Genomic DNA, 22,123 nt, shown 5'->3' on the forward strand with positions numbered 1-22,123 from the left:
AATGTCATCAGGGTTAATCCTATTAATGTTTCCGCTAAAAGGAACACCATCAACGACTATGAAAGGTTCGTTACTTCCGTTAACTGAACCAATACCTCTTAATCTGATGGCAGGGCTAGAACCAGGCTGACCTGTTGCTGTCGTTACTTGAATACCAGGGCCAGAACCACCAAGTGCAGAAATTGCACTAGTAATTGGTCTGTCTTTGATTTTCTCAGCTGAAAGCGATGTCACAGAACCTGTGATACTCTTTGCGTCTTGAGTTCCATAAGCAACTACTACTACTTCACCTGCGTCAATAATGTCAGGTACCATTGACACGTTAATTGTGGTTCTGTTACCTACAGGTTCTTCTTTGGTTTTGTAACCTAAGTACCTGAATACAAGAACTGCATTCTCAGCATTCACTGATAGTGAGAATTTACCGTCCGATTCTGTGGTTATTCCAGTGGTTGTTCCCTTAATGGAAACCGTCACGCCTGGAAAGCTAGAACCGAATTCATCAAGCACAGTACCCTCCACGGTACGTTGCTGGCCCATTACACTGCTACTAACGAGTAGCAAAATGAGCATTAATTTTAGTTTAAATTTTTGCATTTATAAGTAATTCATTTGTTTGCGCGAATAACACCTAAACGGATATTGATGTTGCTTTAACGTACGTATAAGGATACATCATTTTATAAATGGTGATAATTCTGTTTTATCGGTATATATTTTAATTGTCATATTTAAATTTTTATTGTTCATATATGACCATATATGGCTCATTATAAAATTGTAAATATCTATGACAATATTGGTTTTATTAAATTATTGACGGTTATTGAGGTGTATTTGGTTCATCTTCAAATAATTACAAAAAATATTACTTGTCTGATGTATTATAACGTTATCGCGAAATTTATAATTTTTACGATCTGTCGATTTTAGTGTGATAATTACGAGGGGATACACGCTAAAATATTTCTGGGTACGTTTTTGAGATTTTGAACAAAAAAAACAGCCCTTTCGAGGCTGTTTCAATGTTTAATAGAGAACTGGTAGCCCTTAACTCAGTCCAGCTAGTTTTTCTTCCAATACTTTTATTTTTCCTTCTGCATCGGCTTGTTTAGCCTTCTCTATGGCTACTACTTGCTCAGGAGCACCAGCCACAAAACGTTCATTACTCAGTTTTTTCATTACGGAGTTCAAAAAGCCTTTAGTGTATTCTAGCTCTTTCAATATTTCGGTCTTTTCTACTTCAATATCAATCGCGCCTTCTTCCATAGGAATAAAGAATTCATCAGATTTAATGACAAAGCCTAGCGTGCCGCTTACTTTCTCATCCGTATAGGTTAGTTGATCGATGTTGGCTAACTTCTTAATGATATTAATGAAAGGCTCGTAAGCCTCAGGGTTGCCTGATTTAATCGCTAAGTCCAAAGCCTTGTTCGGGGAAATTCCTTTTGACAATCGCAAGTTTCTAAGGTTAGAAACCAAGTCAAAAACGATTTCAGATTGCTTGTTCAGTGCTTCATCAGCACCGCCAATGATTGGCCAAGTAGAAACAATGATGTCTTGTCCTTCGGCTCTTTCTCTTAATTCACTCCATATTTCCTCGGTAATAAAAGGCATAAACGGATGAAGCACCTTCATGATTTTCTCGAAGAAATTAAGTGTTACCTCGTAAGTAGGTCTGTCGATAGGCTCTCCAAACGGAGGCTTAATCATTTCTAAATACCACGAACAGAAGTCGGTCCAAATCAGCTTATAGGTGGTCATTAGTGCATCAGAAATTCTGAATTTGCTGAAATGATCCTCGATTTCAGCAAGGGCTGCATTGAACCTAGAATCGAACCAACGCACTGCGGTTTGGTTTTCTTGACCGTTTGAACTGCCACCAACTTCCCAACCTTTAACTAAACGGAAAGCATTCCATATCTTGTTGGCAAATTTTCTTCCTTGCTCAACAAGCTTTTCATCGTAAAGCAAATCGTTGCCTGCTGGCGAAGAAAAAAGCATTCCAGTACGCACGGCATCAGCGCCTAGTTCTTTAATTAAGTCCAGTGGATCAGGTGAGTTACCCAAAGACTTCGACATTTTTCTTCGCTGTTTGTCGCGTACAATTCCCGTTAAATAAACGTGCTTAAATGGTTTCTCTCCAGTGTACTCATAGCCAGCAATAATCATTCTGGCTACCCAGAAGAATAAAATTTCTGGTGCGGTAACCAAAGTGGTGGTAGGGTAGAAGTAGTCTAACTCAGCATTCTTGCCTTTAATAATCTTACCTGTCTCTCTATCAAAGCATGAATCATCAAAGCCATTGAAAACTGCCATTGGAAACAACCATGAAGAAGCCCAAGTGTCGAGTACATCTTCATCTTGCTTTAGGTCACTGGCAGTGAGTTGAGCATTGCCTGATTTCTCTTTGGCCAATGCCAATGCTTCATCTGCCGATTCAGCGACAACAAAGTCATTTTCACCTTCACCATAGAAGTAGGCCGGAATTTGTTGTCCCCACCAAAGCTGACGTGAAATACACCAGTCGCGTACATTCTCCATCCAGTGGTTGTAAGTGTTTTTGAATTTAGAAGGAAGAATCTCCACTTCGTCATTCATCACCACTTCATGCGCTGTGCGCGATATTTCTTTCATTTTGATGAACCATTGCAAAGAAAGCTTTGGCTCTATCACTGTATTTGTTCTTTCTGAACGACCGATTCTGGTTGTAAACTCTTCAAAACCGATGTAATAACCAGCTTCTTCTAAGTCTTTCACCATTACCTTGCGCGCTTTGAAGCGCTCCATGCCCATATATTTCGGCACACCACAGTTTTCATTCAAATTACCATCAAAGCCGATGGTGTCAATCACTTCTAAATTATGACGCAAACCAATTTCGTAGTCATTCGGGTCGTGGGCAGGCGTTACTTTTAGGCAACCTGTTCCGAATTCTATTTCTACATAGTCATCCGCAATGATTGGAATTTCACGGTTAACGAAAGGCACAAGTGCAGTTTTACCAATCAAATGTTGGTAACGCTCATCTTTTGGGTTTACGGCAATAGCGGCATCTCCTAAAATAGTTTCAGGGCGCTGCGTAGCAATAATTACCTTTTCGTCTGAATCTTTAATGCTGTACTGAAATTTGTAAAGCTTCGATACTTCATCTTGGTCGGCATAAATCACCTCTTCATTCGAAACCGTAGTTTGGGCTTCAACATCCCAGTTGACCATGCGTAAATCGCGGTAGATGTATCCTTTATTATATAGGTCTACAAAAACACGGAGCACAGCCTTGTGGTAGCCTTCATCCATGGTGAACGCGGTGCGGTCCCAGTCGCATGAGGCACCAAGTTTCTTCAGTTGTTCAAGAATGATCCCGCCATATTTTTCTTTCCATTCCCAAGCATGGGTCAAGAATTCCTCCCGACTGAGGTCAGATTTTTTGATGCCTTTTTCGCGAAGCATCTTCACTACTTTGGCTTCAGTGGCAATCGAAGCGTGGTCGGTACCAGGTACCCAGCAAGCTTCTTTGCCTTCCATTCGGGCTTTTCTGATCAGCACATCTTGGATGGTATTATTCAGCATGTGGCCCATGTGGAGCACACCCGTTACGTTTGGCGGAGGGATGACAATAGAGTAAGGCTCTTTTTGAGGGTTTACCTTGCCATGGAAATATCCTTTATCCATCCAGTGGGCATACCATTTATCTTCTATCTCGTTCGGGTTATACTTCGTTGAAAGCGACATGTAATTGTTTGAATAAAATTAGGCTGCAAAAATAGGTGGAATAGTCGGAACACGGAAGTTAGAAGGCAGAAGAATGAAGCTAAGAAGAGGAAGTGCTTATTAATTCCTCAATGATCGCTGTCATTATACCTCTTCTCTAAAAACTAAATGCCGTAGTGTGTATGTTCTTGGAGAGCACAAATGAGCTTTGTACCTGTCCCAAATTTGCTGTGGTAGAGAGTTTGGTGAGAATAAAGGTTTCATATGATTCCATGCTCTTTACCACCACTTTTAAGAGGAAATCAAAGTTGCCAGCAATGTGGTAACATTCCATAACTTCAGGATAGGCCTTAATTTCATTTACAAACTTCTCTAAGTACATACGGCTGTGTTTCGTAAGCGAAATTGAAATAAACACAGTGAGCATTAAATCTAGTTTTTTTCCATCGAGTAGTGCCGCATATTTTTTAATAACTCCTTCTCTTTCTAAACGTTTAATCCGTTCAAAGATTGGTGTGGTGGAAAGGTTGAGTTGGTCGGCAAGGGCTTTTGTGGTGATACGCGCATCTTCTTGCAGAATCTCTAAAATGCGAATGTCGGTGGCGTCTAATTTCATAGAAGTGGAATTTTCTAAAGATACGTGTTTTTGGATAGCTTTTAAGTGGAATACTCTGTTGATTGATTATTATTAATTTGAATCAGCTAAACATGAAAATCATTTTGGGTGAAAGGTATTTTGAACAAATTGTAAAAAGTATATTTGTTAGTATTTGACCTTAGTAAAAAGAGATATGGAAGCGCTATTAGCGAAATTTGAAAATAAGAGACCTGAAATCGTTTTTGAGTGGAAAGATTCTGAAACCGAGGCCGAAGGCTGGGTGGTGATTAATTCGTTGCGCGGAGGAGCTGCTGGTGGCGGTACTCGTATGCGTGTGGGTTTGAATAAAAGAGAAGTAGAATCGCTTGCCAAAACTATGGAAGTGAAATTCACCATTTCTGGTCCGGCCATTGGTGGTGCCAAATCTGGCATCAACTTCGATCCACAAGATCCAAGAAAGGAAGGGGTATTGAAAAGATGGTTTGCTGCGGTAAGCCCACTTTTGAAATTCTATTATGGAACGGGGGGTGATTTAAACGTAGACGAAATTCACGAAGTAATTGCCATGACCGAAGAAGCTGGTATCTGGCATCCACAGGAAGGCGTTTTCAATGGTCACTTTAAACCAACAGAAGCACAGAAGATCAATCGTATAGGTCAGCTTAGGAATGGAGTCATCAAAGTAATTGAGAACCCGGAATACACACCAGATTTAAGCAGGAAGTACAAAGTAGCCGATATGATTACTGGTTATGGAGTAGCAGAAGCCATTCGCGGCTATTATCAAATTTGGGGTGGCGACTACAAAGTGAAAAGAGCTGTGATCCAAGGCTGGGGAAATGTAGGCGCTGCTGCGGGTTACTATTTGGCTCAAATGGGAATGAAAGTGGTGGGTATTATTGATCGCGAAGGTGGGGTGATGAAACAAGAAGGTTTCTCTTTGGAAGAGATTAAAAACTACTTTTTAAACAGGAAGGGGAACCAACTTGTTGCAGAAGATATGATCCCTTTCGATCAAATCAATGAAGAAATTTGGGGCTTAGATTTCGAAGTTTTTGTTCCTGCTGCAGCCTCTCGATTAATCACAAGGCCACAGGTTGATCGTATGATCGAATCGAAGTTGGAAGTGATTTCGTGTGGAGCAAATGTGCCGTTCAATGATCCTGAAATTTTCTTTGGGCCTACTGGTTTATTTGCTGATGAGAATCTTTCAGTACTGCCAGATTTTATTGCTAACTGTGGAATGGCGCGTGTTTTTGCGTATCTTATGCAGGGCGGAATTGCCTTGACAGATGAGGCGATTTTTGAGGATACTGCCAATGTTATTCGAAATGCATTGCAGAAAGTATATGACCTTTCTCCAGAAAAAACAGGCATCTCGAAAAGAGCATTGGAAAATTCCCTTAAGCAGTTAATATAGTAAGTCACCCTGCCCCGAGAATTCGGGGTGTTTCAGGGGCTGTTTATAGTAAGCTCTTAGGTTTACGGGAGCTAAATAATTAAAACAAAGCGATATGCCGTTTTATCATCAATTGGGAAAGATCCCACATAAACGCCACACTACTTTTAAAAAGGAAGATGGTGGCTACTATTACGAGCAGCTTTTCGGAACTGTAGGCTTTGACGGAATGTCGTCATTGCTTTATCATGTGCATAGGCCTACACAGGTCAAGGAGGTACTTCGTTCATACGATGTTGCACCCAAAATCGCTGTGGAAAAGAATATGCTTTCGCTTGGGTTGAAAGGCTTTTCGGTGCCTCCAAAAGTAGATTACTTGGAAAGCCGAACACCAGTCTTGGTGAACAGCGATTGCGAGATTATTCTGGCCGCACCTACAAAATCTCAAACGGATTATTTCTATAAAAACTCCGATTGCGATGAATTGATTTTCATCCATCAAGGTACAGGGCGGTTACGCACTTTGCTCGGTACTTTAGAGTTTGGTTATGGTGATTACCTGATGGTGCCACGTGGAATGATTTATCAAATCGAATTTGATGATGAGAAAAACCGCTTGTTCATTGTAGAATCACACCGCCCGATTTATACACCAAAACGTTATCGTAACTGGTTTGGTCAGCTTTTAGAGCATTCGCCTTATTGCGAAAGGGACATTAGAAGACCGCAAAATTTAGAAACGCACGATGAAAAGGGCGACTTTATCATTAAGGTGAAAAAGCAAGGTATGATTCACGAATATGTCTATGCCACGCATCCTTTTGATGTAGTGGGCTGGGACGGTTATAATTTCCCCTATGCCTTTTCAATTCACGATTTCGAGCCAATTACAGGTCGAGTTCATCAGCCGCCTCCAGTTCACCAAACTTTCGAAACCGATGCTTTTGTGGTATGCTCATTTGTGCCAAGGCTCTACGATTACCATCCAGATTCAGTGCCTGCGCCTTATAATCACAGCAATATCGATTCAGACGAAGTGCTCTATTATGTTGATGGCGACTTTATGAGTCGTAATAATATAGAGAAAGGACAGATTACATTGCACCCAGCGGGAATCCCTCACGGTCCGCACCCGGGAGCGATGGAAAGAAGTTTGGGTAAAACCGAAACGCAAGAATTGGCGGTAATGGTCGATACTTTTAAACCTTTAAAAGTAACCGAAGCCGCAATGAAATTATTAGTAAAAGATTATCATAAATCTTGGTTAGAAGAATAAAAAATTATGGCAACAGAGAACGCAAATTATCCTGGAGAAAAAATATTTAAGGAAGCAAAAGATTTCCTTCCGATCAACGGAACCGACTATGTAGAGCTTTACGTGGGTAATGCTAAGCAGTCGGCTCACTATTATAAAACCGCATTTGGTTTTGAATCAGTAGCCTATTCGGGTCTGGAAACGGGCAATAAGGAAAGTGTTTCTTATGTGCTTCAGCAAGACAAAATTAGATTGGTGCTTACTTCGCCTTTAAAGAAGGATGGACCAATTAACGAGCACATCAATAATCATGGCGATGGTGTAAAAGTAATCGCCCTTTGGGTGGAAGACGCTACGAAAGCTTGGGAAGAAACTACATCTCGCGGAGCAGTATCTTTTATGAAGCCTGAAAAAACAGAAGACGAACATGGTTATGTAGTTCGTTCTGGAATTCATACTTACGGTGAAACCATCCATATTTTTGTGGAAAGAAGAAACTACAAAGGTGTGTTTATGCCTGGCTTCAAAGCTTGGAAAACGGACTTTAACCCAGCGCCAACTGGTCTTAAATACATTGACCATATGGTGGGTAATGTAGGATGGGGTGAAATGAACAAATGGTGTGAGTTCTATGCCAAAGTAATGGGCTTTGCTCAATTGGTTTCTTTCGATGACAAAGACATTTCTACCGAATACACGGCCTTAATGAGTAAGGTAATGAGTAATGGTACGGGTAGAATTAAATTTCCTATTAACGAACCTGCTGAAGGAAGGAAGAAATCTCAGATCGAAGAATACATCGACTTTTATAATGGTGCTGGCGTGCAACACATCGCTGTGGCAACCAACAATATCATCGAAACAGTTCGCGATTTAAGAAGCCGTGGCGTTGAGTTCCTTTATGTGCCTGAAGTATATTATGATAATATTTTGGAGCGAGTGGGCGAGATCGATGAGGATTTAGAGCCGTTGAAGGAAATGAATATTCTGATTGACAGAGATGATGAAGGTTATCTGCTTCAGATTTTCACAAAACCAGTGTTGGACAGACCAACCATGTTCTTCGAGATCATCCAGAGAAAAGGAGCGCAATCTTTCGGTAAAGGCAATTTCAAAGCATTGTTCGAGTCTATTGAGCACGAACAAGAATTAAGAGGAACGCTATAATTTTTGAGAAAATATGATTAAAGCAAATAATCCGTCACTTCAATCTTGGGTAGAAGTGGCTAAAGATTCAGACTTTCCCATACAAAATTTACCTTTTGGTATTTTCAAAACAGAATACTTGCAGCCGGGCGCTGGAGTGGCCATTGGCGATTCTGTTTTGGATTTGACCTACTTATACGAAAATGGCTATTTCGATGGTTTAGCTCTTCCTGCTGGCGTTTTCAACCAAGCTTTCTTAAATGACTTTATTGCTTTAGGGAAGAAAAAAACAAGTGAGGTACGCAACCGAATTTCCGAGCTTTTAGAAAAAGGCAATGAAGAACTTCGAGACAATGTAGCTGCCCGCGAATTGGCCTTAATTCCAAAGGAAGAAGTGGAGATGCTGATGCCTGTTCGAGTGCCGAATTACACAGATTTTTATTCTTCTGAAGACCACGCCCGGAATGTGGGTACCATGTTCAGAGGGGCCGATAATGCCTTGATGCCGAACTGGAAACATTTGCCAGTGGCTTATCACGGTAGGGCTTCGAGCATTGTGGTTTCTGGAACAGAATTTCATCGTCCAAAAGGGCAAACCAAAGCCGATGATGCTGAAATGCCATCTTTCGGGCCTTGTCGTTTGTTGGATTTCGAATTGGAAATGGCTTTCATTACTTGTAAAGAAAATGCGCTTGGTGATCCTGTTTCGGCCAAAGCTGCGCCAGACCATATTTTCGGTTTTGTACTGTTAAACGATTGGTCGGCAAGAGATATTCAGAAATGGGAATACGTGCCATTAGGGCCATTTTTGGCTAAGAACTTTGCTTCGCATGTTTCGCCTTGGATCGTTACTATGGATGCGCTTGAGCCATTTAGAGTCGCTGGTCCAAAACAAGACCCTGAAGTTTTGCCATACCTAAAAACCAAAGGTGACTTACATTATGACGTGAAATTGCAAGTGGCTTTAAAACCAGAAGGAGCAGACGAAACTGTGCTGAGTAATTCTAATTACAAATACATGTATTGGAATGTGAGCCAACAAGTGGCACATCACACTGGTAATGGCTGTAATCTTCAAGTAGGAGATATGTACGGTTCAGGTACCATTTCTGGCCCAAAACCTGAAGAGTTTGGTTCGATGTTAGAGCTTACTTGGCGAGGCGAAAATCCAGTCACTATGAAAGATGGAACTCAACGCAAATTTATCAATGATGGCGATACCGTAATTATGCGTGGCCATGCTGAAAAGGATGGTGTTCGCGTTGGTTTTGGAGAAGTAAGTGCTTTGGTACTGCCTGCCAAATAGAAACTATTAGCAGCCAGAAGCGTAATGGAGTCGAATTCGGTTATTTTTACGAAATTAGACCACATGAGAAACAAGAAATCAAAGAAGATTGTATCGTGGACCCTTAGGCTTTTGGCTACTTTAATTATGCTCCAAACGTTATTTTTTAAATTTACTGGGGCTGAAGAATCCATTTATATCTTCACGCAAGTGGGGATGGAACCGTGGGGCAGGTATATGACAGGGACTGTAGAATTGATCGCTAGTATCCTTTTACTGACAAATCGTTACGAATTAGGGGCGCTATTAGGATTGGGTACAATTTCGGGAGCCATCTTTTTTCATTTAACCAAACTTGGTATCGAAGTGCAAGGTGATGGAGGTTACTTATTTGCGCTGGCCATTGTGGCTTTTATGAGTTGTGCGATTACACTATTGATGAATTTTTCAGAGATCAAGGCCAAGTATTTACCAAACAAATAGAGGCAGTGCCTGTTAGTAGGGTGTTCTTCTACTGAATGAATAAATTTTTATACTTCAAGAATGATGAGAATCGATCCTAAAGAAATCCCAACCGGGAAATTGCACGGTTTGATGTTAGGCACTATTGGCCCACGTCCAATCGCTTTTGCAAGTACCGTGGACAAAACCGGAAATGTAAACTTAAGTCCCTTTAGCTTTTTCAATGTATTCAGTGCCAACCCTCCGATTTTGGTTTTTTCTCCAGCAAGGAGGGTGCGCGACAATACGACTAAACATACGCTTGAAAACGCCATTGAAACCAAAGAAGTGGTTATCAATATTGTGAGTTATGATATTGTAGAACAAATGTCGTTGACGAGCACGGAATATGCGCAAGGAGTGAATGAGTTTGTAAAGTCAGGGCTGACTGCGGTGGACTCTGAAATGGTAAAGCCGCCTAGAGTGGGAGAGTCGATTGCAGCTTATGAATGCAAGGTAAACGAAGTGATTTCTCTAGGAGATGAAGGCGGAGCTGGAAACCTCATTATATGCGAGGTGGTTTTGATGCACTTGAAGGAAGAAATTCTTAACGAACAAGGCATGCCAGATCCAGTAAAAGCTGATTTGGTTGGGAGAATGGGAGCAGACTGGTATTGCCGGGCCAATGGAGAAGCTCTTTTTGAATTACCAAAACCCAATAAGAATTTAGGAATTGGATATGATCAAATCCCTGAGATAATTCGAAATAGTGTAGTACTTTCGGGGAATAATTTGGGGCGTTTGGGAAATATTGAAAAACTTCCTGACCCTGAGGCCGTTTCGGCTTTTGGAACTCGCCCTGAAATAGAAGAGGTGAAATTACGTTTCAAAAATGATCCAGAGTCGTTGGAGTATCATTTGCATACAATGGCGCAAGATTTTTTAAGGAGCGATGAATTAGAAAATGCATGGTTAACGCTGTTGCAAGTCAATTGAATCTATAAATTAAAACTCTAAATAATTGAAAATGAGAAAGTTATTAATAATGGGATTAATGCTGGGTATGGTATACAGCGTGTCCGCACAGGTAAATTTTGGTCCAAGAGTGGCGGTTATCTCTTCTAACCTTAATGTAAAAGAAGGTGTAGCTAGCGTAAAAGAAGGTGATGCCGAATTTGGTTACCAATTTGGTGCTTTTTTGAGAGTGAAAGTACCCGTGATAGGATTGTATATTCAGCCTGAAGCCCTGTTAAGCCAGACTAATTCTACCATCACTTCGGGTACAAGTAATGTTGACTTAAGTTTCAACAGAGTAGACGTGCCTGTAATGATAGGAGGTAAAATCGGTCCATTGAGAATAAACGCAGGTCCAGCCTTTAGTTTTTTAACAAAAGCAGAGAGTGATGTTAGTGGTGCCGTTGTAGATATTAAGGATAACTATAGTAATACAACCGTTGGTTTTCAAGCGGGCTTAGGTGTAGATGTCTTGAAATTCGTGATTGACCTCAAATACGAAGGAGCGTTAAGCGAGAAATTTGGTGAAACAATTACTGCAGGAGGTAACTCTTTTCAAACTGATGAAAGAAGCAGCCAAATCGTATTGGCCGTTGGATTCAAATTGTTCTAAGAACTGATAAGCTAAAGGATAAACCTCTGGTTGAGGTGTAAAGTAAAAAAGGAAGGAGGCTATAATGCTTCCTTCCTTTTTTTATTGGCCTTCTTAGTGGCATCAACGTTCTTTTCGATCCTGTGTCCTGGGCGTGACCATTTCGCTTTTTCGGCTTCAGACGGAGTCATTTCGTCTGGGTTCACAGGAGTAGGCTTGGCACCTTTAGCATAAGGCTTCATTGGGTTCAGACCTAAAATATTGAAAAGCTCCATGTCCTCATTTACATCAGGATTTGGAGTGGTTAACAATTTATCCCCTGCGAAGATAGACCCTGCTCCCGCTAGGAAACAGAAAGCTTGACCTTCTTTACTCATTTCTGTTCTTCCAGCAGAAAGACGCACTGTAGTAGAGGGCAATACGATTCTAGTTGTAGCCACCATTCTAATCATGTCCCAGATAGGAATCACTTGCTGATCCTCCAACGGAGTGCCTTCTACGGCTACTAATGCGTTAATTGGGACAGACTCTGGCTGTGGACTCAAAGAAGCCAAAGCGATCAGCATTCCTGCCCTATCTTCAATGGATTCGCCCATGCCTATAATACCGCCAGAACATACAGTAACATTCGTTTTTCGAACATTTTTCAAGGTTTGAAGACGGTCGTCAAAACCTCTGGAGGAAATGATTTCTTTATAATACTCTTCTGAAGAATCAAGGTTGTGATTGTAGGCATACAGACCAGCTTCAGCCAAGCGCTGTGCTTGATTTTCAGTAAGCATTCCCAAGGTGCAGCATACTTCCATGTCCAATGTGTTGATGGTGCGCACCATGTCGAGCACTTGTTCAAACTCTGGCCCGTCTTCTACATTTCTCCAAGCTGCACCCATACAAACCCTTGATGAGCCTGTAGACTTGGCCCTTAAAGCTTGCGCTTTTACCTGGCTAACGGTCATCAAGTCATTGGTTTCAATATCTGTGTGGTAGCGAGCTGCTTGCGGACAATAAGCGCAGTCTTCAGGACAACCGCCAGTTTTAATAGATAGCAGGGTACTGATCTGTACTTCTCTTGGGTTATGAAATTTTCTATGAACCGTTGCCGCCTCATATACCAATTCAAGCAATGGCCTGTTGTATATTTCAACAATTTCCTCTTTAGTCCAGTCGTTTCTGATTTCGCTCATTCTCCAAATTTATGAACTGGCAAATTAAGGAGGTTCACTATCAACTCCAATAAGCAAATAGTATATTTGCCTACTATGAGCGACATCTACTTATTGTTAGGTACGAATTTGGGGGATCGAGAATATAACTTGCAAATAGCAAAGGAGCAGATCACTGCTCACCAATTGACCATCAAGAAGGAATCTGCTATTTATGAAACGGCTGCTTGGGGTATTGAAGACCAGCCTAGTTTTTTAAATCAAGTGGTGATTGTAGAGAGCGATAAGAATCCTGAACGTATCTTGATTATCATCAATATCATTGAAGGCTTAATGGGGCGGGTGCGAAATATGAAATGGGCACAACGCTTAATCGATATTGATATCCTCTATTATGGAGATGCTGTGGTTGATAAGCCAAGATTGAAAATACCACACCCTGAGATTCAGAATAGAAGGTTTACACTAACTCCTTTGGTTGAATTGGCTTCTGACTTTAAACACCCAATTAATGGGAAAACGCAATTGGAAATGCTGGAGGCATGCCAAGATAAATTAAAAGCTAAAATTTTTCTGGCTGAACTTTAAGATACACTAATCTGACCTGAAAAGGGGAAGGTCGTTTAAAAGAACTGTTTAAACACTTTAATCATGTCTGCTTCATCCCCCCATTTGAGCTTATTCTCTTTGACAAAATCTTGAATCTCATCGTACAAGTCACCCGAAGTCATAGTTTTAAAGCCTTTCTTGTTTATTGAAACATCTTCATATAAGTCAGCTCCTTTTTTGAAAAAATAGTTAACATCTACTCTGTATTTGTCTTCTGGGACAGATACGTATCTCAACTGGCTGTCTGCGGGGATAATTCGTTTTGTTTCTTGCTTAAGTATTGAAAAGCTCTCACTTTCATATAGTATTTCAAAAAATAGGAGCTCGTTTTTTAACTCTTTAAAGTCACTTGTATACTTCCGAATGAAGAATCTGTTTTCTGCGCCATAGAGTGTAAATCCCGCAACTTTTTCGCTTTCAACTCTAAAAGGATTGTATTCTTCACTAAGCTTGAAAACCAATGCATTTATATTAGCATCGATATTTAGCAGCATTGAATCAGCTTTCTGGTCTGTTTTAAAGCTAATGGTTCCGAACTGCCATTCTTTATAGACGAGTGGGCTTCTTTCAAAGTCTAAATCATATTGTGTCATTCCAACTAGTTTCTGACCTTTTAATGCGGCATTTTGTTGTGAAATCAAAGTGTTTTCGAGCTGTATGGCCTTAACTTCAGATGTGTATTGCGCAGAAGCGCCAAAGGATAAACATACAATTGAGAGGGTTAATAAATACTTTGACATAGCCGTAATTTTTAGATACAGTGGTTTCTTCTCTAATCTAAGCAAAAGCCTAGGTTTTGGAAAGGCTTTGGGTCGGACAGGGTTTTAAACGAAAAATTCCTTCATTGGTTTAATGAAGGAATTTTGGTGACTCTGAAGACTTTAGGGTAAGTTTTTTGCTAAATGCTTGACACCTCAGCTTCTCTATATATTTTTTTGACTAAGCCTTGAAGCACTTTTCCTGGCCCTGATTCTGTAAAGTGTGTTGCTCCATCGGCAACCATGGCTTGTACCGACTGTGTCCAACGCACGGGTGCGGTTAACTGAATCTTTAAATTCTCTTTGATTTCATCAATGTCTGATGAAGCTTTGGCCGTTACGTTTTGATAAACTGGGCATTTTGCGGGATTGAAATGAGTAGCATCGATTGCTTTCTCCAATTCTTCACGAGCGGGTTCCATTAAAGGAGAGTGGAACGCTCCTCCAACAGGAAGGGGCAGTGCTCTCTTTGCTCCAGCTTCAAGTGCTGCGGCACAAGCCAATTCAATTCCTTTATGTGAACCTGAAATAACTAACTGACCAGGACAATTATAATTGGCGGCTACCACCACTTCATCAATCGAAGCGCATATTTTTTCCACTTTTTCTTCCTCTAAACCAAGAATTGCGGCCATAGTAGAAGGATTGATTTCGCATGCCTTTTGCATGGCTAACGCCCTTTTGGAAACAAGTTTTAAGCCATCTTCAAATGACAAAACACCATTGGCTACTAATGCAGAAAATTCACCTAATGAATGACCCGCAACCATGTCAGGTTTGAAATCTTCTGAAATTAATGCCAATACTACGGAATGTAAAAAGACTGCCGGTTGTGTTACTTTGGTTTCTTTAAGCTCTTCGGCAGTGCCGTCAAACATAATATCGGTGATTCTGAAACCAAGTATTTCGTTGGCAGACTCTAAAAGCGATTTTGCTTTTTCCGAAGAAGAATATAGGTCTTTGGCCATTCCGGGAAATTGGGCACCTTGACCAGGGAAAACGTATGCGTTCATGGATGATCTGATTTTTTAAGAGGGTAAAACTAATTCTACTTTGGTTGTCAAACAAAAAATGATTGAATTAAGCGCTTGAGCTTAAATAAACCTCTGCTTTAATTCAGGGGTAGGCATTCGACAGGAATCCTGCTTTCCAAACCATTTGTAGCGATTTTTACCAATAATATCGTACACTCCGTTTCGGATGAATGGAGGGATAGCAATGAAGATATACAGTAATGGCCAGAGTCCTTTTAACTTTTTAGCGATGCGTAATGCGGCCGAACTTTTTCGGTAAACTTTGCCGTTGCTTAATAATACTAAGCTATCGAACTCTTCTTGACTAAAACCCAGTTCCTTCAGTTTGGCTTGACCGAAATCAGATTGAAGTGCTGCAAACTTGAAATGTTTCTTTGGATCTCGGTCAATTATGAAATTGACTGAACTGTTACACAGGTTGCAAACGCCATCGAAGAGCAATATATCATGTTCTTGACTATTTGAAGTTGATTGCATGTGAACTAGACATTTAGATTGCCATAAAAGTTTCAGCCATTATCTCACAATTTTCACCCAGTTCTTAAACTCCATGGTTTCTTTCCTTGGATTGAAAACATCAAAAGTGACAATTGCTTGGTAGTAATAGGTGCCTTCTGGCAATTCTTTCCCATTACTATCTCGTCCGTCCCAATCAATAAAGTAGTTTGGTTCAATGCTACTTTTGGTGCTATAGCTATAAATTTCTTTGCCGCCCCAACGATTGAAGACTTTAAACTCAATAGCTTTTACAAAGCGTGGACATTTTCCATTTGGTCTGTCAAAGGCCCTAAAGGTGTCATTTAATCCATCTCCATTCGGAGTGAAAGTGTTTGGCAATTCATAATTAGGGCAGTTATCGAAACAGACTGCTGCACTCAAACTACTTTCGTTATTGGAGCGATCAATAGAACTAATCTTGTAACAACCTTTGAATGAGCTTAGGCCAGTATGCGTGAAAGTTGCATCTCTTGAGTTTCCCACCAGTTTGAATGTGCCTTCTGCTCCAGTTGGAGAAAAGTAAATGTTATAACTGGCAATATCACCGTCAACATCATCTGCCGTCCAACTCAGTGTGTTTGAGAAATTAACGAATGCACAACCTAGATTTTCTAGGGCGGCACAGTTAGGACTATCCAATATAATTAAGCCGTTTACCTGCTCAGCACCATCAGGTATATCTATTTCTGGCGTTTCTGGTGCTACACTGTCGTTAGGCTGAACACACAGCTTTTGCGAATCATTAATAAGGGGGGTAGGAATAAGGTCGTTACCATAACTCCCTTGAGTAGTTACTATGTAGCAATATTCCCGATCATCGAGCAATGGTGTATTGTTAAAGCTTCCATCGTCAAAATAAATAAAGCCATGGTCAGTAACTTTTACGCTGTCAATCAAGACGAAATTATTTTCATCATTTGCCGCTGCATCGGTGCGGTTTCTCATAATATAATGGTAGGGGTATGCTTGCACCTTGTTAGTCCAAGGCACACTGGCTTCCCATTTTAATTCAACAGCCTTTACTAAGCCTAGGGCACTAAGCCAAACAGATGAAGCTACAGCGGAGCTATCAATTAGATTGTCACCAGAATCATAAAATCTAACTTGGTAGTGATAAGGGATATCTCTAGTGTCTAGTTCAGTATCGGTGTAAGATGTATCAGTTGTAGAAGTTACAAGTGTGCGCCCTGCGGTACCCGTATACCCCTCGTATCTTACTAATTCGTACCTGAATGGAGGTGGGAAAAGGGCTTGGTCTATCTCAAGTGGCGATGTCCATTTCACGAACATTTCGCCATTGGTTGCATTGGTTTCTTTTACAGAAACATTTGTGATGACAGGCACATCAATGGGGATTAAAGTACAAGTTTCAAAAGAGGCGTAACTCGTGCCTCCCTTTGGGAGTGGAAATTCAGCAACAATTCTATAGCAATAGTTTACGCCAGGTCTTACATTATTAGTGTCAACATAACTGGTTTGATTGATAGGTACCTGATCAATTAGTTCATAACCCGATCCATCTGGGATTCCAAGGTTACAATTCTCTGGATCAAAATCAAAGGTGTCTACCCGTCTATAAATTTTCATAACAGGACTCAAGTTTCTTCCTAGGTAATTATCCCAAGTCAGTTGTATAGATCGAGCATCTGCAATTGCAGATTTTAACCCTGTAGGAGCCGGAGCCACAACGGTGACATACCAAGTTGCATATTCGGTTAACGAAGGGGCATCAGGGTCTGTAGGTTTGTCTGATACTTTAAATTGAATTTCATATGGTCTTTCTCTTACATGAGAAAAATCAGTTTGCCATCTGAATAATTGATCGACTGGTTGAGTTTTAAAGGCTGGCTCAGGAGTAAACTGTGCAGCATTTGGGTTGAAATCAAAAACACCACCAAAGGCTTCCACTAAAACTTTGTTATTATCAGGGTCTGTTCCTCTGATCACAGCCTCCAATAGAGTACCCGCCTCAATGCAGGTGTCTGCTGGTATTTCTAATTCTGGCCTTTCATTATCACAGTCTTCTATAAGAATCTGCATGTCACGGGTCACATAGCCAAGTAATTCATGCTTCCCGGTGATTTCGGAAAAACGCCATTCTTCTACTATAAATGCAGCATTGTATTCTCCTGCAATCATAGGAGCATCCCAAGTGAAAGTACCGGTAATCGGGTCAATCTCGAACTTGGCTGGGCTCCCCCCATTTTCTCTCATTGTAGATATTGATGGATCGTTTAGGGGCACATAACCGTTCACCTCCACGCCCCTGTCTTGTAATAAAGGAACCATTCTGTAAGCAAGGCTGTCTCCATCAGGATCATATGCTCCTGGGTTATGAACAAATCTGAAACCTATACATCCACGGTCAATTGGGGGGACTGTTAACTGAGGTGTAGCGTTGACATCTAAGCCTGGGTCTATCCTAAGTACGGTCTCAATATGAAAAGGAACCTGTTTAGAGCTTCCTCCATTGATATTTAAAATTTCATCATTTCGGTTTTGTTCAGTGTAACTGACCACATAAACTCCAGGCCCATCAAAAGTGTGTTCAAATTGGAAGATGGTCATGGCTGTTTTATTCCCTATGAATTTTTCTTCAAAGAAAACTGCGGCTTCAATAAACTTCTGGCGATTTCCGCCTTTCAATGAACCAATAGTCCGACCTTGTCCAAAATCAAGCATCCCTCCGTCTGCTACTTGTACCCCAGAATCAGTGTCGGAATAAATTACTATTGTGAACCTAAATTTTAAGCTAGTTTGTGAAATTCTAACGGCTGTAATCTCACCCGCTCTAATGTGTGTTGCCCAAGCTTGGGCTCCTGCCAGCAATAAAAACGAAATAATAAAGAATGACTTTCTCATTAACCCCATGCAATACCTTGGTTTCTGCTTTAACGCAATATCACGAATAACTTATACTTACGAACAAAAAAACTTTACAATCTGTTTAATCCGTGACTTTCTAATTTAGAATGCATTCAAATAAAAGAGCCATTTGATTACTAACGATTGCAAACTTAACTTTGGCTACCAAATTTAATCTTTAATAAATTAATGAGCTGGTTAAAACAAACCTTTACGAGTTCCATCGGTAGAAAATATGCCATGGCACTCTCAGCCCTTTTTCTTGTTGTCTTCTTACTTCAACACTTCATTATCAATTTCACCTCAGTTTTGAGTGAAGAAACTTTTAATGAGATTTCTCATTTCATGGGAACCAACGTGTTGGTGCAGTTCGGTCTTCAGCCGGTACTTATTTTCGGTGTGATTTATCACTTCGTAATGGGCTTTGTCTTGGAGATTCAAAATAGAAATGCACGTGCGATTAAGTATGCGATGAATAAAGGAAGCGAAAACTCTACTTGGTTTTCGAGAAACATGATTTTCTCAGGCCTTGTAATCCTTGGTTTCATAGGACTTCATTTCTATGATTTCTGGATTCCTGAAATTTCACATAAATATATTGAGGTGTTGCCCGAAGATTCTACAAGGTACTTTGGCGAAATGGTAGAGAAATTTCATGAGCCATGGAGAGTAGGAGTATACGCTTTGTGTTTCGTATTTCTGTCACTCCATTTAATGCATGGTTTCCAATCTGCATTTCAGTCGGTGGGAGCAAGGCATAGCAAATACACGCCTACCATTAAGAAATTGGGTACGCTATACGCTATCATAATTCCTGCGGGTTTTATCTTCATTGCGCTGTATCATCATCTAACTGCTCTTTAATTCATAAGTAGCCATGACGAAATTAGATTCTAAGATTCCAAAAGGTCCTATTAAAGACAAATGGACGAATTATAAAAATAATATTAAGCTTGTAAACCCTGCGAACAAACGATCTATCGATGTGATTGTAGTGGGGACTGGGCTTGCTGGTGGTTCTGCTGCTGCAAGTTTGGCCGAACTGGGTTACAATGTAAAAGCATTCTGCTATCAAGATTCACCTAGAAGAGCACACTCTATTGCGGCTCAGGGTGGTATTAACGCAGCAAAAAACTATCAAGGCGATGGTGACTCTACTTACCGATTGTTTTACGATACCGTTAAAGGTGGAGACTACAGATCGAGAGAGGCTAACGTTTACCGTTTAGCAGAGGTTTCTGCCAATATTATTGATCAATGTGTGGCCCAAGGGGTTCCTTTTGCAAGGGATTACGGTGGGTTGCTTGATAACCGATCTTTTGGTGGTGTTCAGGTGTCAAGAACATTTTATGCCAAAGGTCAAACAGGTCAGCAACTACTTTTGGGTTGCTACTCTGCCATGTCTCGCCAAATTGGTAAAGGAAAAATCAAAATGTACAACCGTCATGAGATGTTGGACATTGTGAAAGTAGACGGAAAAGCCAGAGGTATTATTGCAAGAAACTTAGTGACAGGTGAGATCGAAAGACACTCTGCTCACGCGGTGGTAATTGCTTCTGGAGGTTACGGAAACGTATTCTTCCTTTCTACCAATGCAATGGGCTCTAATGTTTCTGCAGGTTGGAAAGTACACAAGAAAGGAGCATTCTTCGCTAACCCTTGTTATACTCAAATCCACCCAACATGTATTCCTCAGCATGGAGATCAGCAGTCTAAATTGACTTTGATGTCTGAGTCGTTGAGAAATGATGGAAGAATTTGGGTGCCGAAAAAGAAAGAAGATTCCGAAGCGATTAGAGCAGGCAAGTTAAAGCCAACTCAGATTGCTGAAGCCGATAGAGATTATTACTTAGAAAGAAGATACCCTTCTTTCGGTAACCTAGTGCCAAGAGATGTAGCTTCAAGAGCAGCGAAGGAACGTTGCGATGCTGGTTACGGTGTTGGTACAAACGAAACAGGTGAAGCAGTTTACTTGGACTTCTCTTCAGCCATTATGCGCTACGGACAGGAACAAGCCAATATTCAACATATCCACAATGCTTCTGATGCAAAAATCAAGGAGCTTGGTGTTGATGTGATCGAAAAGAAATACGGTAACCTTTTCCAAATGTACGAGAAGATTACTGCCGATGATCCATACAAAACACCAATGAAAATTTACCCAGCGGTACACTATACCATGGGTGGTGTTTGGGTTGATTATAACTTAATGACCACGATTGAAGGTTGTTACGCCATTGGTGAAGCAAACTTCTCAGATCATGGAGCTAACCGACTAGGAGCTTCGGCCTTGATGCAAGGTTTGGCTGATGGTTATTTTGTATTGCCTTACACCATTGGTGATTATTTGGCCAATGACATTAGAACAGGCGAGATTTCTACGGACTTACCAGAATTTGTAGCGGCAGAAAAAGAAGTAACCGATCAAATTGAATTCTTTATTAATAATAAAGGAACAAAATCGGTGGACTACTTCCATAAGCGCTTGGGTAAAGTGATGTGGAATAAAGTAGGGATGGCCAGAAATGCCAAAGGCTTAACTGAGGCGATTGCTGAAATCAAAGAAATCCGTGAGGAGTTCTGGAAAGAAGTGAAAGTACCAGGTAGTGCCGACAGTATGAACCCTGAGCTGGAGAAAGCAGGTCGTGTGGCCGATTTCCTTGAACTGGGTGAATTATTCGCTAGAGATGCGCTGTTGAGAGAAGAATCTTGTGGAGGTCATTATCGTGAAGAGTATAGCACGGAAGAAGGTGAAGCGATGCGTGATGATGAGCACTTTACTCATGTTTCGGCTTGGGAGTTTAAGGGAGAACCAGCAGACGCTGTGTTGCATCAAGAAGCTTTGAATTACGAGAACATCGAGCTCAAAACCCGTTCATACAAATAATTAAGAATTTAAGAATCAGAAAATATGTCAACAGCAAACGGATTGAATCTAACACTGAAAGTTTGGCGACAAAAGAACGATAAGGCAAAAGGCCAGATGGAAACCTATCAGGTATCTGATATTTCTCCAGATAGCTCTTTCCTTGAGATGATGGATATTCTCAATGAAAAATTGATCAACGATGGGGGCGACCCTGTTGCTTTTGATCATGATTGTAGAGAGGGTATTTGCGGTAGCTGCTCAATGTTCATCAATGGCGAAGCCCACGGACCAGGTAGAGAAATTACTACTTGCCAATTGCACATGCGTGAGTTCAAAAATGGAGAAACGATTTATATCGAACCATGGAGAGCAAAGGCATTCCCAGTAATCAAGGATTTGGTGGTGGATAGAGGTGCTTTTGATCGTATTATGGCTGCTGGTGGTTTTGTGAGTGTGAACACTTCAGGGAACACCCAAGATGCCAATGCGATTCCAATTCCAAAGGCAGATGCTGATAAGGCTTTTGATGCCGCTACTTGTATTGGTTGCGGAGCCTGTGTAGCGTCTTGTAAAAACTCTTCAGCCATGCTGTTTGTTTCTGCCAAAGTATCGCAGTTTGCGCTATTGCCTCAGGGTAAAGTAGAAGCGAAAGAGCGTGTACTGAACATGGTACAACAAATGGATGATGAAGGTTTTGGTAACTGCTCTAACACAGGAGCCTGCGAAGTGGAATGTCCTAAAGGCATTAGCCTAGAGAATATCGCCCGCATGAATCGTGAGTACATGAGTGCCAGCTTTACAGCCGACAAACAATAAAAGATAATTTATAAAATCATTAATCCCCAGTCTAGCAATAGGCTGGGGATTTTTGTTGTGTCCTAAT

19 protein-coding genes are annotated in these 22,123 nt (G+C 40.9%); 11 read left to right on the plus strand and 8 right to left on the minus strand.

The features are described 5' to 3' along the window. The 3 genes from AWN68_RS08900 to AWN68_RS08910 all read right to left on the minus strand — a co-directional run. Positions 1–597, minus strand: a 597-nt coding sequence (locus AWN68_RS08900; protein ID WP_157716145.1) for a carboxypeptidase-like regulatory domain-containing protein, incomplete at its 3' end; no start/stop codon positions are given. 453 nt (positions 598–1,050) lie between these two features. Continuing rightward, complete coding sequence (locus AWN68_RS08905; RefSeq protein WP_068414263.1) at positions 1,051–3,735, minus strand: valine--tRNA ligase; 2,685 nt, start codon at positions 3,733–3,735, stop codon at positions 1,051–1,053. A 136-nt stretch (positions 3,736–3,871) separates the two neighbouring features. Next, positions 3,872–4,330, minus strand: a complete 459-nt coding sequence (locus AWN68_RS08910) for an Lrp/AsnC family transcriptional regulator (protein ID WP_068414266.1) — start codon at positions 4,328–4,330, stop codon at positions 3,872–3,874. Positions 4,331–4,505: 175 nt separating this feature from the next. Between AWN68_RS08910 and AWN68_RS08915 the strand changes: the two genes are divergently transcribed. The 7 genes from AWN68_RS08915 to AWN68_RS08945 all read left to right on the plus strand — a co-directional run bounded on the left by AWN68_RS08915 (position 4,506) and on the right by AWN68_RS08945 (position 11,465). Further along, complete coding sequence (locus tag AWN68_RS08915) at positions 4,506–5,732, plus strand: Glu/Leu/Phe/Val dehydrogenase dimerization domain-containing protein (RefSeq protein ID WP_068414267.1); 1,227 nt, start codon at positions 4,506–4,508, stop codon at positions 5,730–5,732. A 94-nt stretch (positions 5,733–5,826) separates the two neighbouring features. After that, on the plus strand, positions 5,827–6,987 hold the full coding sequence (locus AWN68_RS08920) for a homogentisate 1,2-dioxygenase (protein WP_068414268.1): 1,161 nt from the start codon (positions 5,827–5,829) through the stop codon (positions 6,985–6,987). A gap of 6 nt (positions 6,988–6,993) precedes the next feature. Continuing rightward, complete coding sequence (hppD, locus tag AWN68_RS08925; protein WP_068414271.1) at positions 6,994–8,133, plus strand: 4-hydroxyphenylpyruvate dioxygenase; 1,140 nt, start codon at positions 6,994–6,996, stop codon at positions 8,131–8,133. Positions 8,134–8,146: 13 nt separating this feature from the next. Then, a complete protein-coding gene (fahA, locus tag AWN68_RS08930) occupies positions 8,147–9,418 on the plus strand; it encodes a fumarylacetoacetase (protein ID WP_068414273.1) in 1,272 nt (423 codons plus the stop codon). A 63-nt stretch (positions 9,419–9,481) separates the two neighbouring features. After that, positions 9,482–9,880 carry a DoxX family membrane protein gene (locus AWN68_RS08935; RefSeq protein WP_068414276.1) on the plus strand — a complete coding sequence of 133 codons (399 nt, stop codon included), beginning with the start codon at positions 9,482–9,484 and terminating at the stop codon, positions 9,878–9,880. Between the two features lie 60 nt (positions 9,881–9,940). After that, a complete protein-coding gene (locus AWN68_RS08940; RefSeq protein ID WP_068414278.1) occupies positions 9,941–10,834 on the plus strand; it encodes a flavin reductase family protein in 894 nt (297 codons plus the stop codon). Positions 10,835–10,865: 31 nt separating this feature from the next. Beyond that, positions 10,866–11,465: an outer membrane beta-barrel protein gene (locus tag AWN68_RS08945; RefSeq protein ID WP_084362812.1), complete on the plus strand. Its 600-nt coding sequence runs from the start codon at positions 10,866–10,868 to the stop codon at positions 11,463–11,465. Between the two features lie 59 nt (positions 11,466–11,524). Here AWN68_RS08945 and bioB read toward each other — a convergent pair whose 3' ends face one another. Continuing rightward, positions 11,525–12,628, minus strand: coding sequence for a biotin synthase BioB (gene bioB / locus AWN68_RS08950; RefSeq protein WP_068414285.1), 1,104 nt, complete (start codon positions 12,626–12,628; stop codon positions 11,525–11,527). Positions 12,629–12,703: 75 nt separating this feature from the next. Between bioB and folK the strand changes: the two genes are divergently transcribed. Continuing rightward, the gene (folK, locus tag AWN68_RS08955; protein ID WP_068414286.1) at positions 12,704–13,195 is read left to right on the plus strand and encodes a 2-amino-4-hydroxy-6-hydroxymethyldihydropteridine diphosphokinase; all 492 of its coding nucleotides are present in this window, start codon (positions 12,704–12,706) and stop codon (positions 13,193–13,195) included. Between the two features lie 35 nt (positions 13,196–13,230). Here folK and AWN68_RS08960 read toward each other — a convergent pair whose 3' ends face one another. From AWN68_RS08960 to AWN68_RS08975, 4 genes are all read right to left on the minus strand, one after another. Continuing rightward, on the minus strand, positions 13,231–13,956 hold the full coding sequence (locus AWN68_RS08960; protein ID WP_068414287.1) for a hypothetical protein: 726 nt from the start codon (positions 13,954–13,956) through the stop codon (positions 13,231–13,233). A gap of 158 nt (positions 13,957–14,114) precedes the next feature. Continuing rightward, complete coding sequence (gene fabD / locus AWN68_RS08965; RefSeq protein ID WP_068414288.1) at positions 14,115–14,987, minus strand: ACP S-malonyltransferase; 873 nt, start codon at positions 14,985–14,987, stop codon at positions 14,115–14,117. 81 nt (positions 14,988–15,068) lie between these two features. Further along, positions 15,069–15,485: a thiol-disulfide oxidoreductase DCC family protein gene (locus tag AWN68_RS08970; RefSeq protein ID WP_068414289.1), complete on the minus strand. Its 417-nt coding sequence runs from the start codon at positions 15,483–15,485 to the stop codon at positions 15,069–15,071. A gap of 39 nt (positions 15,486–15,524) precedes the next feature. Continuing rightward, positions 15,525–18,368: a T9SS type B sorting domain-containing protein gene (locus AWN68_RS08975; RefSeq protein WP_157716146.1), complete on the minus strand. Its 2,844-nt coding sequence runs from the start codon at positions 18,366–18,368 to the stop codon at positions 15,525–15,527. A gap of 192 nt (positions 18,369–18,560) precedes the next feature. Between AWN68_RS08975 and AWN68_RS08980 the strand changes: the two genes are divergently transcribed. Genes AWN68_RS08980 through AWN68_RS08990 form a run of 3 tightly spaced genes read left to right on the plus strand, consistent with a single transcriptional unit; the run spans position 18,561 to position 22,056 of the window. Continuing rightward, the gene (locus tag AWN68_RS08980; protein WP_068414294.1) at positions 18,561–19,235 is read left to right on the plus strand and encodes a succinate dehydrogenase cytochrome b subunit; all 675 of its coding nucleotides are present in this window, start codon (positions 18,561–18,563) and stop codon (positions 19,233–19,235) included. Between the two features lie 13 nt (positions 19,236–19,248). Further along, positions 19,249–21,258, plus strand: a complete 2,010-nt coding sequence (locus AWN68_RS08985; protein WP_068414298.1) for a fumarate reductase/succinate dehydrogenase flavoprotein subunit — start codon at positions 19,249–19,251, stop codon at positions 21,256–21,258. Between the two features lie 42 nt (positions 21,259–21,300). Continuing rightward, positions 21,301–22,056: a succinate dehydrogenase/fumarate reductase iron-sulfur subunit gene (locus tag AWN68_RS08990; RefSeq protein ID WP_221405717.1), complete on the plus strand. Its 756-nt coding sequence runs from the start codon at positions 21,301–21,303 to the stop codon at positions 22,054–22,056. Positions 22,057–22,123 lie beyond the last annotated feature (67 nt).

It is taken from the genome of Roseivirga echinicomitans (assembly GCF_001592935.1).
Classification (GTDB): Bacteria; Bacteroidota; Bacteroidia; order Cytophagales; family Cyclobacteriaceae; genus Roseivirga; species Roseivirga echinicomitans.

Coding starts and splice junctions, on each gene's coding strand:
- AWN68_RS08905 (WP_068414263.1), bottom strand. CDS start 3,735: ATGTCGCTTTCAACGAAGTATAACCCGAACGAGATAGAAGATAAATGG.
- AWN68_RS08910 (WP_068414266.1), bottom strand. CDS start 4,330: ATGAAATTAGACGCCACCGACATTCGCATTTTAGAGATTCTGCAAGAA.
- AWN68_RS08915 (WP_068414267.1), top strand. CDS start 4,506: ATGGAAGCGCTATTAGCGAAATTTGAAAATAAGAGACCTGAAATCGTT.
- AWN68_RS08920 (WP_068414268.1), top strand. CDS start 5,827: ATGCCGTTTTATCATCAATTGGGAAAGATCCCACATAAACGCCACACT.
- hppD (WP_068414271.1), top strand. CDS start 6,994: ATGGCAACAGAGAACGCAAATTATCCTGGAGAAAAAATATTTAAGGAA.
- fahA (WP_068414273.1), top strand. CDS start 8,147: ATGATTAAAGCAAATAATCCGTCACTTCAATCTTGGGTAGAAGTGGCT.
- AWN68_RS08935 (WP_068414276.1), top strand. CDS start 9,482: ATGAGAAACAAGAAATCAAAGAAGATTGTATCGTGGACCCTTAGGCTT.
- AWN68_RS08940 (WP_068414278.1), top strand. CDS start 9,941: ATGATGAGAATCGATCCTAAAGAAATCCCAACCGGGAAATTGCACGGT.
- AWN68_RS08945 (WP_084362812.1), top strand. CDS start 10,866: ATGAGAAAGTTATTAATAATGGGATTAATGCTGGGTATGGTATACAGC.
- bioB (WP_068414285.1), bottom strand. CDS start 12,628: ATGAGCGAAATCAGAAACGACTGGACTAAAGAGGAAATTGTTGAAATA.
- folK (WP_068414286.1), top strand. CDS start 12,704: ATGAGCGACATCTACTTATTGTTAGGTACGAATTTGGGGGATCGAGAA.
- AWN68_RS08960 (WP_068414287.1), bottom strand. CDS start 13,956: ATGTCAAAGTATTTATTAACCCTCTCAATTGTATGTTTATCCTTTGGC.
- fabD (WP_068414288.1), bottom strand. CDS start 14,987: ATGAACGCATACGTTTTCCCTGGTCAAGGTGCCCAATTTCCCGGAATG.
- AWN68_RS08970 (WP_068414289.1), bottom strand. CDS start 15,485: ATGCAATCAACTTCAAATAGTCAAGAACATGATATATTGCTCTTCGAT.
- AWN68_RS08975 (WP_157716146.1), bottom strand. CDS start 18,368: ATGAGAAAGTCATTCTTTATTATTTCGTTTTTATTGCTGGCAGGAGCC.
- AWN68_RS08980 (WP_068414294.1), top strand. CDS start 18,561: ATGAGCTGGTTAAAACAAACCTTTACGAGTTCCATCGGTAGAAAATAT.
- AWN68_RS08985 (WP_068414298.1), top strand. CDS start 19,249: ATGACGAAATTAGATTCTAAGATTCCAAAAGGTCCTATTAAAGACAAA.